The sequence below is a fragment of the Ruminiclostridium papyrosolvens C7 genome (genome assembly GCF_000421965.1).
GTDB classification, from domain to species: Bacteria; Bacillota; Clostridia; order Acetivibrionales; family DSM-1351; genus Ruminiclostridium; species Ruminiclostridium papyrosolvens_A.
Window position 1 is genome coordinate 43626 of record NZ_ATAY01000030.1, and the last position, 13671, is coordinate 57296.

Below are 13671 nucleotides of genomic sequence, written 5' to 3' on the forward strand. Positions count from 1 at the left end.
CTTAAAGGGGTGATATGGTGATTGGCAGATTTTTGAATTATGTTGAAATAAAGACTAAGATAACCAGTACATTTGCATTTCTTATTACAATGGCTTTTTTGTTCTATATAGAAAATACCGTTAACTGGCTGCTTACGTTGATATTTTTTGCATCAATGTTCATATTCGATATGACTACTACTGCAATAAATAACTATATAGATTCAAAAACCAATCATCAATCACTTGGATTTCAAAGGAAAACTGCTCTGGCTATTATATATGTAATGCTGGGTATAAGTACGGCACTGGGGTTATATCTTGCATATCTCAGTGATGTGGTAGTACTGCTTATTGGTGCTGTATGTTTCATGTGCGGTATTTTGTATACCTTCGGGCCTTTACCCATATCAAGGCAGCCTTTGGGAGAGATTTTTTCAGGATTATTTTATGGATTACTGATACCGTTTATTCTTCTGTATATAAACCTTCCGAAGGGAACACTTTTGAACCTGAGCCTTAGTTTTACTGAAATAAACCTTCATTTAAGCATTGTGCCTTTAATTACAGTAGTTCTGCTTTCTATACCACCTGTATGTACTACAGCCAATATAATGCTGGCAAATAATATATGTGACCTTGAAAGAGATATTACGGTAAAAAGATTTACACTGCCCTACTATTTGGGAAAAAGGAAAGCAGTTTATCTGTTTGCCGGGTTGTATTATCTGGTATATCTGGATATCATACTCATGGTTGTGCTGGGCAAATTACCTTGGGTATGCCTGCTTTCATTAATATCGGTATATCCGGTTCAGAAAAACATAAACCTGTTTTTTAAGGAGCAGGATAAAGCAAAAACTTTTATTGTTTCCATAAAAAATTATGTACTTATAATGGGCTCTATATCATTGCTGATTTTTATAGGAGGATTGTTATTCTAGGGTAATTAAGGAGTTAATATGAAATTTGCTAAAAAGTCAGACATCTTAATAATATTAATAATTCTAATATCCGGAGGAGTCTTGTGGGCCGTGTATAACAGCTCCTTTTCAAAAAAACCCGCAAAAGCAGAAATATATTATAAATCACAACTGATTGAAACCGTTGATTTGACTAAGGGTAAGGATAGAACCTTCAGCATACCCCAAAGCGACCATGTAGTATTTCATCTTACAGCCGACGGCAGGATACGTTTTGAAGGTTCAGACTGTCCGGATAAGGTCTGCATAAAGACAGGGTGGCTTGACAAGGTGGGACAGACTGCTGCGTGCCTTCCTAATGAAGTATTTCTTAAAATTGTACCTCAGAATAATAACCGCAGTGATGATGATATAGACATGATAATAGGAAAATAGAAAGGTCAATATTGCTCATGAATAATTCAAGGAACAGTATGACAAAAACTAAACAACTGGTTCTTACTGCATTACTTTTCGCTGTTGCCTTGGTGCTTTCTGTAGTTGAGAATTCTTTTCCGCCTATATCCGCAGGAATTCCCGGTATAAAGCTGGGACTATCAAACATTGCCGTAATGTTTGCACTATTCTTTCTTTACAAGAGACAGGCATTTACAATTGCTGTTTTAAAGGCGTTGTTCGTATTGTCTACAAGAGGACCGGTAGCAGGCTTACTAAGCCTTGGCGGAGGAGTTTTGTCCATAGCTGTAATGGCACTGCTGATATTTGTTTTTAAGGATAGAGTTTCATATCTGATTCTAAGTATTTTTGGGTCAGTATCCCATAATGTAGGTCAGTTTATTATAATATCAATTCTTTATACAAACATGTATCTTTGGGTTTATCTGCCTGTGCTTTTAGTTGCAGGAGTAATCGCAGGGATAGCAACATCTACCTTACTCAGGTTTATTTTACCGGCCCTTAAAAAGCTGGTTTAAATAAAAACATATACAATTATATAGGAGGACTACTTATGAAAAAAATTATTTCGCTAGTAATGAGTTCTGTTCTGGCAGTATCACTGCTTGCCGGTTGTGGCTCATCATCCGAAACAAGTAATTCAACAAATTCCGCTACATCTACTTCCGCAAGCAGTTCCACTGCAGCTGTAAGCAGTGAAGCAAACGGAGATGCAGTTAAAACCGGACTTGCTGTTATTTCATCAATAGCAAAATCCACAGATGCAGGAAAAGAAGACGGTCTAGGACAGGTTGATTCAACTGTTGTTGCAGTTACAGTAGATAAAGACGGCAAAATTGTTAAGTGTGCTATTGATGCAGCACAAACAAAGATTAATTTTTCAGCAGTAGGTAAACTTACTACTGACTTAAAGACTGAATTTAAATCAAAGCAGGAATTGAAAACTGAATATGGTTTGGGCAAAGCTTCAAAAATAAGTAAAGAGTGGAATGAACAAGCCGATGCTTTCGCAAAGTATGTTGTAGGTAAAACAGTTGCTGAAGTTAAGGGAATAGCTGTAAATGCAGAAGGCGTTCCATCAGATAAAGAACTTTCAGCTACAGTTACAATACATATTGCAGACTTCACTGCTGCGATTGAAAAGGCTGTTAACAATGCCAAAGATCTTGGTGCAAAAGCCGGAGACAAGCTTGGTCTTGGTGTTACTACAAACATCAGCAAGTCAACTGATGCAGGCGAAAAGGACGGAGTAGCACAGGCATACTCAAACTACACAGCTACAACATTTGGTGCAGACGGTAAAGTAACAAGCTGTATCATTGATGCTTCACAGTCAGATGTTAAATTCTCAAAGGCTGGAAAAATCACTTCAGATTTAAAAGCTCCTTTGAAGACTAAAATTGAACTTGGTGCTGACTACGGTCTTGCTAAGGCTTCAAAAATTAAAAAAGAATGGTTTGAACAAACGGAAGCTCTTGCAAAATATGCTATTGGAAAGACAGTTGATGAAATTAAGGGTATTGCTGTTAATGCAGAAGGAGTGCCTTCACAGGCTGAATTAACAAGCTCAGTAACAATCCACATTGGTGACTACCAGGCTGTTATCGCTAAGGCAGCTGCAAATGCTAAATAATTACTGAATTAAAACAATTCATCTACAAATAATATAAATAAAAAACAAATTCAATGCTTAAATTGCACGCTTTGCTAAAAAAAGCGTGCGTTTAAGCATAATTTTTGAAATGAAAAAAGTGCCGGATGGCTTACGGAGGCTAATATAAAATGAAAACGTTAAAAAAACTGACAGCGATAATAATTATACTGGCATTTTCCATAAATCTTACGGCATGCGGAGATATAAAGAAAACCAGATATGAGGCAGAATTTCTTGTGTTGTTTGATACTGTAACAAAAATTGTTGCCTATACTGAATCCGAAGAAGAATTCACAAAGTATTCTCAGCTCATATATGATAACCTTAAAGAATATCATGAATTATATGATATATATCATGATTATCCCGGGAAAAACAATATAAAGACTATTAATGATAATGCAGGAAAAAAGCCTGTTAAGGTAGACAGAAAGATAATAGACCTGCTGCTTTTTTCAAAGGAATGGTATAAAAAAACAGACAGTAAAATGAACATTGCATTCGGTGCTGTTTTAAAAATATGGCATGATTACCGTACGGCAGGTTTGGATAATGAAGAAAATGCTAAAATACCTCCTATGGATATATTAAAGAAAGCATCACAACATACGGATATAAATAAAGTTAAAATAGATGAAAAAAACTCTACCGTTTATCTGGAAGACCCTGAAATGAGTCTGGATGTAGGAGCTGTTGGCAAAGGATACGCAACAGAGCAGGTCAGCCGGATTGCGGAGGAAAAAGGTTTTAAATCGGGACTTATAAGCGTGGGCGGAAATATACGTTCCATTGGAAACAAGGGCGTTGACGGTCAGCTGTGGAATCTGGGGATACAGAATCCTGACACAGAAAGTGAGAACTCAACCTTAAAGCTCATTTACGTAGCAGATAAATCAGTTGTTTCAAGCGGAGATTATGAAAGATACTATACCGTAAACGGTAAAAGGTATCACCATATAATAGACCCAATTACATTATTTCCATCTGAATACTTTTCAGCAGTTACTATAGTCACCCATGATTCAGGCATGGCTGATGTATTATCTACTGCCATTTTCAATATGCCTTTTGAACAGGGAAGCAAATTGATTGACTCTTTGCCTGATACTGAGGCACTGTGGGTTGCGAAAGACGGTAAAATAAAGGACAGCACGAATTTTGATAAATATCTCAATAAATAAGGTATCGTATAAGTCATATTTTTTAGTTATAATATTTTAGTGTGCAATAATGTATAATAACTTAATATAGCAAGGAGGCTAGACCCCCTAATGAACGATTTAAGTAATAATTGGAAGAAGAATATAATACTGTTTCTGACCAGTCAGACCATATCATTATTAGGTTCATCATTGGTTCAGTATGCCATTATATGGTATATTACCATGACTACACAGTCCGGTATAATGATGACCATATCCATCATCTGTGGCTTCGTACCTACATTTTTCCTTTCACCCTTCGCAGGCGTATGGGCAGACAGATATAACCGCAAAGTACTTATAATGGTATCTGACAGTTTAATAGCACTGGCTACCCTTATAATGGCCATTTTGTTTATGGCTGGGTACGACAGTATGTGGCTGCTCTTTGTGGTACTTGGAATAAGGGCGCTGGGAACGGCTGTTCAGACACCCACGGTAGGTGCTTTTATACCTCAGATTGTACCCCAGGAAAACCTCACCAAAGTAAACGGAATAAACGGCAGTATACAAGCATTGGTTATGCTTGCATCACCAATGCTAAGCGGCGCATTAATGAGTGTTACAACAATAAAATTTATTTTTTTCATTGATGTCTTTACAGCTGTAATCGCAATTATGGTTCTGCTTTTATTTGTACATGTCCCTTTACATAATAAAGCTGTGAACAAACAATCCATGGGCTACTTTAAAGATTTTCATGAAGGTCTCATATATACAAAAAATCATAGATATCTGAGAACGTTTTTTATTTTTGAAGCAGTTTTTCTAATATTGGCAGCACCGGCAGCATTCCTCACACCCCTTCAGGTTACAAGGACTTTTGGAAATGATGTGTGGAGGCTTACAGCAATTGAAATTGTATTTTCAGCAGGTATGAGTCTGGGCGGAATTATAATGGCATCATGGGGAGGCTTTAAAAATAAAGCCTACACCATGGCAATATCTACACTGGTAACGGGCATTTGTACGATTGTCCTCGGTATAGTACCAATGTTCTGGGTGTATCTCATATTTATGGGTATTATAGGAATTTCGATGCCTGTATTCAATATCCCATCTACTGTATTGCTTCAGGAAAAGGTTGAAGAGGAATACATGGGAAGGATATTTGGTGTGCTGAGTATGATAACAAGCTCCATGATGCCTATAGGTATGCTTGTGTTTGGGCCTCTTGCAGACTATATAAGAATAGAGTGGCTACTGAGGGTTACGGGACTGTTTATTGTGGTTATCGGAATTGCTCTATATTTGAACAAGGTTCTTATAGAAGCAGGAAAGCCCAGTGCACAGATTAAATAATTGAACAGAGGGCTTGTAAGCAAGCTCAAATATAACTTACAAGCCCAAATAAGAACAGATAATTTACCTACCTCTTTTATAGAGAATTCCATCTATCTCATTCATTTGATTTTGCGATAAAGGGCCAAAATCCATTGCTTTTGCATTTTCTTCAACTTGCTTTATGGTTTTAAATCCGGGAATAGGTATAGTGTTATCGCTTTTACCCCAAATCCAGGCTATAGCACCTTGAACTAAAGTACGCCCATTGCTGGTCAGGATTTCTTTTACTGAATTTAATTTCTCTAAGAACTCTGGTACAGGTTTTCCGTTTTTAAAGTATTGAATCCAAGAATGACCGGCACCTCGAACATCATCCTTTGGCAATAAAGATTCTGCATTAAATTTGCCAGTAAGGAATCCCATAGCGAGAGGGCTGCGGTTAATACTGGCAAGGCTGTTGTTTTCACAGAATTTAACTAATTGCGGAGCATCCTCAAAAATATTTAAACAATGCTGAATAACAGAACAATTGGTTCTATCTGCAAATAATTTAGCACCATCAATAAAATCTGTGCTCCAACCATATGTACGAATCTTACCTTTCTTAACAAGCTTGTCAAGAGTCATACATACAGGTTCCACATCAGATATTAATATATTCCCTTCATGAAGCTGGTATACGTCGATGTAATCTGTATTGAGTCTTTTGAGGGACGTATCGCAAGCTCTCTCTATGTAATCAGGCGCCAGATTTACTCCATGTAAGGTTTTAGTGGCCTCGTTACCAAAATTTCCAAACTTAGTAGCGATTACAATGCTGTTCCTTTTTCCTGCAATTGCCTTTCCAATCACTTCTTCACTATGACCGACACCATAGCAATCTGCTGTATCCAAAAAATTTATACCAAGTTCGAAAGCTCTGTGTATGGCTTTAATTGACTCAGCATCGTCAACATCACCCCAACCGTCGTACATTCCGGCATAAAAGAATGGCCCACCAATAGCCCAACATCCTAATCCTAGTGCGCTGACTTCAATTCCTGATCGCCCAAGTTTTCTCTTGAATCCTTCGTTCATATAACTCCTCCTAACTTATAATTTAATTTATTACTGGAGATTGTTAAATTACAATTTTATACCCTCCAAAAATACAGTTGTACATTTAACAATATCCTTGTCGATCTCCCTTTCATCATAAAATTTAACCGTCATGGAAAAACCTATCATCATGTAATAGAAAGACAAGGCTACATCACTTGCAAGTAAATTCTTTATATCTCCGTTTTTTATTCCATGTTCTATAATTATTGTGATTTTATTTATGAAAAGCATTTCGATTTCATATGTTTTTTGTAAAATATAATCCTTCAAGTATTCTGGTGGGTAATAATAGTATCTATCCCAGAAGACCATTTTGTTATTATTCTTACAGTTCTTCAAATAGCCAGAGAAAATACTTACTAATTTCTCCAGACAGTTTGTCTCTTCACTATAAGCAGTCAAATTATCAATAAAAGAAGAGTATTCTTCTAAAATGTTATTGAAAACAGCTGTGAATATACTTTCTTTACCTGAGTAATGGGAGTATAAGGAAGCTTTCTTAATTCCCACAGCTTTGGCGATGTCATCCATGTGGGTACCGAAGTATCCTTTGTCTGCAAATAACTCTAATGATTTGTCTAGTATTTCATTTTTTTTCATGTTACCCTCTCTAAACTACCTACCATTTGGTAGTATTGTATAATATTGTAATTAGTTTTGCAATATGTAATACCAAATTAAAATTTCCTTAAGCTCCGCATAAACTCCATATAAGGCAATAACGAGGCATATGACAATTCTGTAAAAAAACGAAAGATATAAATAGTTGAAGATTGTGGTTGTTTGATTGTATAATATTTATCAGTTAGACTGGAAAGAAGGCGGTTAATTGGCAAATTTAAACAACCCGTTTATATCATTGAGGCATAAGAATTTCAGGTATTATTGGTTCGGAATGTGTATTTCACAAATAGGAACATGGATGCAGAATATAGCCCAGCCTCTACTTGCATATAAACTAACTGATTCTCCCTTTTTGCTTGGGTTGGTAGGTGCACTTCAATTTTTGCCTGTTCTGTTGTTTTCATTGTTTGCCGGGGTTATAATTGATAGATTTCCCAAGAAGAAAATTCTTATAATTACTCAGTCAGCATCTATGTTAATAACACTCATTCTTGCGATTTTAGCCTTTACAGGGGAAATAAGGTACTGGCACCTGATAGTAATGGCTACAGCCCTTGGAATGGCAAATACGTTGGATATGCCTGCAAGGCAATCCTTTGTGATTGAATTGGTTGGGAAAGAAGACCTTATGAATGCAATTGCCCTGAATTCCACTGTTTTTAACATTTCAAGAATTATAGGGCCTGCAATAGCAGGTATTTTAATGGAATACTCAGGTGTAGCTTTTTGTTTTTTTGCAAATGCAGTTAGCTTCGGAGCTGTACTAATAAGCCTGTTTTTTATAAAGCCATTAGAGATAGCAAATGAGGCAGTTGAAAAGGGTAAAACCATATTTCAAAATATAGGAGAAGGACTTAGATACATTTTAAAAAGTGAAATTCTTTTCTCAACAATAATAATCATGGCTATAGTGGGTACATTTGCACCCAACTTCAGCGTTCTGGTACCGGTATTTACGTCCAAGATTCTTCATATGGAAGAAGCGGGATTCGGATATCTTATGTCCTTTATGGGAGTTGGCTCACTTTTTGGTGCGGTTTATGTAGCCTCTTTCAGCAGGTCAGGCCCCAAAAGGTTTATACTTCGTGCCGTTCCGGTTGTGGTTGGTTTACTCCTGATTTTAATTGCATTTACGGATAAATTCATACTTACAGGTCTGGCACTTGCCGTAACAGGCTTTTTCTTCGTTATGTTCAGCTCAAGTTCAAACTCTGCATTACAGCTCAATACTGAAAATGAGTACAGGGGAAGAGTAATGAGCATTTACACGCTGGTTTTTGCAGGGTCTACACCAATCGGTAATCTGTTTGCAGGTGCAATGACACAAGTCTTTAATGCCCGGATTGGTTTTGTCTCTTGCGGTGCGGCTATAGTCATACTAATGATTCCTATACTTATATTATTGAAAGGAGCACGGCTCTTTGCAAAACAATAACGCTATTTTTTATAACAGTTTTAAATTAAACAGATTTTTGGTACTGATAATGGCTGCAGCAACAGGAATAACAGTAGCAAACCTTTATTATATTCAGCCTTTGCTTGCGGAAATTGCAACGGAATTTAATGTTACTCAGGTAAGTGTCGGGTTTGTGGCAATGCTCACTCAGGCGGGTTATGCTCTGGGAATGTTATTTTTGCTACCCCTTGCAGATATAAAGGAAAAAAGAAAATTAATAATTACAATGCTTTGTTGCTCGTGCGGCTCTCTTTTGTTAATGTTTTTTTCTAAAAGCATCGTAATGATTGCATTTTCGTCTTTTGCTATAGGTTTTACTTCTGTAGTACCTCAGCTTATAGTACCTCTTGCAGCACAGCTTGCAGACCCGAAGGAGAGAGGCCGGATTATCGGAACTGTAATGAGTGGTTTACTTATCGGTATACTCTTATCACGTACCTTTAGCGGGTTGATAGGTGAATATCTGGGGTGGAGGGTTGTCTATCTGATTGCGGCAGTATTGATGCTTGTATTAGCTGTATTTTTAAGAAGATTCATACCGGAATGTCCCGGGATATCAAGTCTTGGCTATAAAGATTTGTTCAAGTCAATGGGGCGGCTCGCTAAACAACTGCCGGTTTTAAGGGAGGCTTCCCTTAACGGAGCTATGATGTTCGGTGCATTTAGTGCATTCTGGACAACCCTTGTATTTCTGCTTCAAAGCCCTGCTTACAAAATGGGAGCAGATGTGGCAGGATTATTTGGTCTTATAGGAATAATAGGTGCTTTAACAGCTCCCATAGTAGGCAGGATTGCAGACAAAAGAAGTCCCAGATTTACCGTAGGAATAGGGATGTTTATTGTAACAGCTGCATATCTGTGCTTTCTGTTTCTTGGATTTAAGCTTTGGGGACTGATAACAGGTATAATACTGCTGGATTTAGGTGTTCAGTCATGCCAGATTTCAAATCAGGCAAGAGTTCATGCATTAAGTGATGAAGCAAGGAACAGGATAAATACGGTATTTATGGTATCATATTTTGTGGGAGGGGCAACGGGTTCATTTCTGGGTTCCTTCAGTCTTGCACATTTTTCATGGACAGGGGTATGCATATTCGGTCTGTTAACACAAGTTATTGCGGTTACAGGGTATATGATAAGAAGTAACAAGAATAATGAAAAGCCGGATTCAAATAAATTAGCCGATAGTAATTAATTGTTTGTATATAGGCTTTTAGGGGTTTAGGAGGTTAATATGGAAAAGCTGTGGACAAAGAATTTCTTTATATTATGGCAAAGCCAGTTGGTTTCAACATTAGGAGATGCTGCTTACAGTGTGGCACTGGGCTTCTGGGTTCTTTCAAAAACAGGCTCTACTGCACTTATGGGGACGCTTATGGCAGCATCGACCTTTCCGGGAGTATTGTTTTCGCCATTTGCAGGAGTTCTGATAGACAGAAACAATAGAAAGCTTTTATTGATTCTAATGGATATTTTACGAGGAGTATCTATCATTACTCTCTCTGTTGCAGCGTTCAAAGGGGTGATTGCCATCTGGATGGTGTTTGCAACCGGTATACTACTGAGTGTCTGCGGAGCAGTTTTCCGTCCGGGTGTTAACTCATCAGTACCGGATTTGGTTCCTAAGAACAAGCTTGCAGGTGCAAATTCAATGCTTGCAATTGTATCCACAGGTTCCAATATGCTTGGAAATGTTGCGGGTGGTTTTTTGTTTCAGCTTTTGGGAGCACCATTTTTATTTCTTCTCAATGGACTATCATACCTTTTCTCAGGCTCATCGCTGTTTTTTGTGAAAATACCGAGAAATAAAAAGAAGGATAAAAATTACTTTTTTCAGGATATGCGTGACGGCTTTAAATTTATGTGGGAAATGAAGGGACTGAGACTATTATTAATAATAGCTGCAATGGTGAACTTTCTATCCTACATTGCAATAGTTTTGTTTATGCCTTTTTTTGAACAAAACCCAAGTTTGGGCCCGGGTAAATACGGTATGGCAATGGCTTGCTTTATGGGCGGAGCCATGGCAGGATTTTTCATATCTTCAACGGTATCCGTTCCACTTAAAAGAAAACTGGATTATCTTATTTTGGCAAACGGTTTTTCAAATCTTTGTCTGATTATTTCGGCGTATTTGACAAGTTTTACTGCTATGATACTGTTTTTACTTATTGGGGGTTTTCTAAATGCGATTGCAAACGTAATTATTATGACAACGGTACAGTCGGCAGCTCCCCAAGAAATGAGAGGCAAGATAATGGCATTTATGAGTATGATAACTCAGTCCATGACTCCTTTTGCAATGGCTCTGGGAGGTGTATTGGCAGGATACTTTCCTATCAGAGCTATAATTACAGCCAGTCTTATGCTGGTTATTGTAACGGTAACACCTTTTTACTTTATGAAATCCCTTAAAGAATTTTTTCTAAAAAATATAGATGTATAATTTAAGATTTACTAGGAATATTTACAAGTGTGCCGTACTATATTGACAACAGTCCTTTAAGTGTGGTATTGTCTGCTTCTAGTAAAAAAATTTTTTGACTCTTACCTTTGTGAAGCACCTTGAAATTTTCAAGAATAATCCGTTGTTAGGTAGAGAATAAATTGTTATATGGAAAGGAAGAGGGCCATGAATAAAGCAGAACTTTTAGGCAGATGGACTAAAGAAAAGTCCGAAGAACTTTATGGAATTAAGAATTGGGGAGCCGGCTATTTTTCTGTATCTGACAATGGAGAGGTGATGGTAAATCCTTATAAGGATAACGGCCCTGCGGCTGTAAGCCTGATGGATATTATATCAGGGGTTCGTGAACGCGGACTGGACATGCCTGTACTCTTGCGTTTTGAAAATTTGCTGGACTCACAGATTTCATTTTTAAATAATTCTTTTAATGAAGCCATGCACAAGCTTAACTATAAGGGTGCATATCGCGGTGTTTACCCCATAAAGGTAAATCAGCAGCAGCAGGTAGTAGAGGAAGTAACAAGATTCGGTCAGAGATACCACCACGGACTTGAAGTGGGCAGTAAGGCTGAACTGGTTGCCGCACTTTCAGTAATGAAGGACAAAGAAGCTTGTCTTATCTGTAACGGATACAAAGATGAAGAATTTGTAGATTTGGGTCTATATGCAGTTAAAATGGGCTTTAAATGCTTTTTTGTAATTGAAATACCCGGGGAACTGGATATTGTTCTTGAACGTTCAAGGGCATTGGGAATCAAACCTAATATTGGTATACGCATAAAGCTATCGGCAAAAGCGGGGGGACACTGGACTGAATCCGGTGGTGACAGAAGCATATTCGGATTGAATATGTCCCAGGTAATTTCCATGGTTGATACTTTGAAAACAGAGGGAATGCTTGACTCACTTAAACTGTTGCACTATCATCTGGGTTCACAGATACCGAATATAAGAGATATCCGTTCGGCAGTTCTGGAGGCAGCCCGTGTTTATGCCGAGCTGGTAAAAGAAGGTGCACCCATGGGATATCTTGATTTGGGCGGCGGATTGGCGGTAGATTATGACGGTTCAAATACAAATTACACCAACAGCCGAAACTACACTGTTGAAGAATACTGCATGGATATAGTAGAAGCTGTTATGACTACCCTTGATTCAAGCGACGTACCTCACCCTGTAATTGTTACTGAGTCAGGGCGTACAACAGTTGCATATTATTCGGTACTTATATTTAATGTACTGGATACTGAAAAATTTGAAGAACATGATATACCTGACAAGCTTGACGAAAATACATCAGAGCAGATAAGAAACCTGTTTGATGTAAATAAGAATATAACCCTTAAAAATATACAGGAGTGCTATAACGACGCCCTTTACTACAGGGATGAAATACGTGACATGTTTAAACATGGACGTATCAGCCTCCGTGAACGTGCATTTTCCGAAAAGATATTCTGGAATACCATAAACCAGATAGCAAAGGAAAAACAAAAGCTGAAAAATGCTCCCCCTGACTTGGAGGATATTGAAAGTGCAATTGCCGATATTTACTACTGTAATTTCTCGGTATTTCAGTCAATACCTGACAGTTGGGCTATAGACCAGCTTTTCCCTATAATGCCTTTGCACAGACTGCTTGAATTGCCAAAAAGAAATGCGGTAATAGCTGATATAACCTGTGACTGTGACGGAAAAATAGACCACTTTATCGATTTACACGATGTAAGGACTACACTACCGTTGCACGAGTTCAAAAGCGACCATGACTACTATCTGGGAGTATTTTTGGTGGGTGCATATCAGGAGACATTAGGTGATCTTCATAATTTATTTGGAGACACAAATGTTGTTAGTGTAAGAATAAATGGTGACGGTACCTATGACCTTGTGAAGGAAATCCATGGTGACAGTGTTTCTGATGTGCTTTCATATGTTGAATTTGATCCTAAGGATATGCTGGTAAGCTTCCGTGAAAAAGCTGAACAGGCAATTCATGAAGGCTTAATAAGCGCAAGTGAAAGGCCTGAAATAATGCGTGCATATGATAATGGGTTGAGAGGATACACCTATTACGAAAGGTAAGAATTTAATTTAAAAATCAAAAAGGCAGAGGACTGCAATATATACAGATCTCTGCCTTTTATATTGGATTTATTTGCCCAAATCCTCCCAATGTTCATACGCTTCATATAGTTCTGAGAAAGCTCCCGCTCTGTCTTTTGCCAGTATTGAACCTCTAAGGCGTGCCAGATTAATACTAAACGCGTTAATTTCATCACGTTCTGAGCTGAACTGAACCCTTCTGACGACTTTCTTCCATACATCAGATAAATTGTTTGTATCCTTTACCGCTTTATCCCAATCGTCCTTTTGGATATCATTGACAACAGCATTTATTGATTCAGGTATACTGTCATTCTTCCCAAGGGGTCTTTTCAAAAAAATATCACTTTCCATAACAAAAATAAATAAAACCAGTGTAACAATAGGAATGGTTATAACCAGAAATTTTCTCATTTTGA

At 37.7% G+C, this 13671-nt stretch carries 13 protein-coding genes; 10 read left to right on the plus strand and 3 right to left on the minus strand.

Going from position 1 to position 13671, the window contains the following annotated elements; genetic code table 11:
- Positions 1–17 precede the first annotated feature (17 nt).
- The 6 genes from L323_RS29935 (at position 18) to L323_RS29960 (ending at position 5516) form a co-directional block, all read left to right on the plus strand.
- Entirely contained in the window at positions 18–923 is a 906-nt protein-coding gene (locus tag L323_RS29935) for a UbiA family prenyltransferase (RefSeq protein ID WP_020815347.1), read from the plus strand.
- Between the two features lie 18 nt (positions 924–941).
- Complete coding sequence (locus L323_RS29940; protein WP_020815348.1) at positions 942–1337, plus strand: NusG domain II-containing protein; 396 nt, start codon at positions 942–944, stop codon at positions 1335–1337.
- Between the two features lie 38 nt (positions 1338–1375).
- Positions 1376–1876 carry a Gx transporter family protein gene (locus L323_RS29945; protein WP_051153522.1) on the plus strand — a complete coding sequence of 167 codons (501 nt, stop codon included), beginning with the start codon at positions 1376–1378 and terminating at the stop codon, positions 1874–1876.
- Positions 1877–1911: 35 nt separating this feature from the next.
- Positions 1912–2991, plus strand: coding sequence for a hypothetical protein (locus L323_RS29950; RefSeq protein WP_020815350.1), 1080 nt, complete (start codon positions 1912–1914; stop codon positions 2989–2991).
- 149 nt (positions 2992–3140) lie between these two features.
- Complete coding sequence (locus L323_RS29955) at positions 3141–4193, plus strand: FAD:protein FMN transferase (RefSeq protein WP_020815351.1); 1053 nt, start codon at positions 3141–3143, stop codon at positions 4191–4193.
- A 90-nt stretch (positions 4194–4283) separates the two neighbouring features.
- The gene (locus L323_RS29960) at positions 4284–5516 is read left to right on the plus strand and encodes an MFS transporter (RefSeq protein WP_020815352.1); all 1233 of its coding nucleotides are present in this window, start codon (positions 4284–4286) and stop codon (positions 5514–5516) included.
- Between the two features lie 63 nt (positions 5517–5579).
- Here L323_RS29960 and L323_RS29965 read toward each other — a convergent pair whose 3' ends face one another.
- Positions 5580–6575, minus strand: coding sequence for an aldo/keto reductase (locus tag L323_RS29965; RefSeq protein WP_020815353.1), 996 nt, complete (start codon positions 6573–6575; stop codon positions 5580–5582).
- A 48-nt stretch (positions 6576–6623) separates the two neighbouring features.
- Positions 6624–7199: a TetR/AcrR family transcriptional regulator gene (locus L323_RS29970; RefSeq protein ID WP_020815354.1), complete on the minus strand. Its 576-nt coding sequence runs from the start codon at positions 7197–7199 to the stop codon at positions 6624–6626.
- A 229-nt stretch (positions 7200–7428) separates the two neighbouring features.
- Here L323_RS29970 and L323_RS29975 point away from each other — a divergent pair, with 229 nt between their 5' ends.
- The 4 genes from L323_RS29975 to speA all read left to right on the plus strand — a co-directional run bounded on the left by L323_RS29975 (position 7429) and on the right by speA (position 13231).
- Positions 7429–8658: an MFS transporter gene (locus L323_RS29975; protein WP_020815355.1), complete on the plus strand. Its 1230-nt coding sequence runs from the start codon at positions 7429–7431 to the stop codon at positions 8656–8658.
- The gene (locus L323_RS29980; protein ID WP_020815356.1) at positions 8645–9874 is read left to right on the plus strand and encodes an MFS transporter; all 1230 of its coding nucleotides are present in this window, start codon (positions 8645–8647) and stop codon (positions 9872–9874) included. Before L323_RS29975 ends, L323_RS29980 begins: the two co-directional genes overlap by 14 nt.
- A gap of 39 nt (positions 9875–9913) precedes the next feature.
- Positions 9914–11125 (plus strand): MFS transporter, encoded by a 1212-nt coding sequence (locus L323_RS29985; RefSeq protein WP_020815357.1) that lies wholly within the window; start codon positions 9914–9916, stop codon positions 11123–11125.
- A gap of 186 nt (positions 11126–11311) precedes the next feature.
- Complete coding sequence (gene speA / locus L323_RS29990; RefSeq protein WP_020815358.1) at positions 11312–13231, plus strand: biosynthetic arginine decarboxylase; 1920 nt, start codon at positions 11312–11314, stop codon at positions 13229–13231.
- Between the two features lie 69 nt (positions 13232–13300).
- Here the strand turns inward: speA and L323_RS29995 are convergent, their stop codons facing one another.
- The gene (locus L323_RS29995; protein ID WP_020815359.1) at positions 13301–13666 is read right to left on the minus strand and encodes a DUF4363 family protein; all 366 of its coding nucleotides are present in this window, start codon (positions 13664–13666) and stop codon (positions 13301–13303) included.
- Positions 13667–13671 lie beyond the last annotated feature (5 nt).

What these genes read in the sequence shown, in the direction of transcription:
- L323_RS29955 (WP_020815351.1), top strand. Translation starts at nt 3,141, where the DNA reads ATGAAAACGTTAAAAAAACTGACAGCGATAATAATTATACTGGCATTT.
- L323_RS29965 (WP_020815353.1), bottom strand. Translation starts at nt 6,575, where the DNA reads ATGAACGAAGGATTCAAGAGAAAACTTGGGCGATCAGGAATTGAAGTC.
- L323_RS29945 (WP_051153522.1), top strand. Translation starts at nt 1,376, where the DNA reads ATGACAAAAACTAAACAACTGGTTCTTACTGCATTACTTTTCGCTGTT.
- L323_RS29950 (WP_020815350.1), top strand. Translation starts at nt 1,912, where the DNA reads ATGAAAAAAATTATTTCGCTAGTAATGAGTTCTGTTCTGGCAGTATCA.
- L323_RS29960 (WP_020815352.1), top strand. Translation starts at nt 4,284, where the DNA reads ATGAACGATTTAAGTAATAATTGGAAGAAGAATATAATACTGTTTCTG.
- L323_RS29985 (WP_020815357.1), top strand. Translation starts at nt 9,914, where the DNA reads ATGGAAAAGCTGTGGACAAAGAATTTCTTTATATTATGGCAAAGCCAG.
- L323_RS29970 (WP_020815354.1), bottom strand. Translation starts at nt 7,199, where the DNA reads ATGAAAAAAAATGAAATACTAGACAAATCATTAGAGTTATTTGCAGAC.
- speA (WP_020815358.1), top strand. Translation starts at nt 11,312, where the DNA reads ATGAATAAAGCAGAACTTTTAGGCAGATGGACTAAAGAAAAGTCCGAA.
- L323_RS29940 (WP_020815348.1), top strand. Translation starts at nt 942, where the DNA reads ATGAAATTTGCTAAAAAGTCAGACATCTTAATAATATTAATAATTCTA.
- L323_RS29995 (WP_020815359.1), bottom strand. Translation starts at nt 13,666, where the DNA reads ATGAGAAAATTTCTGGTTATAACCATTCCTATTGTTACACTGGTTTTA.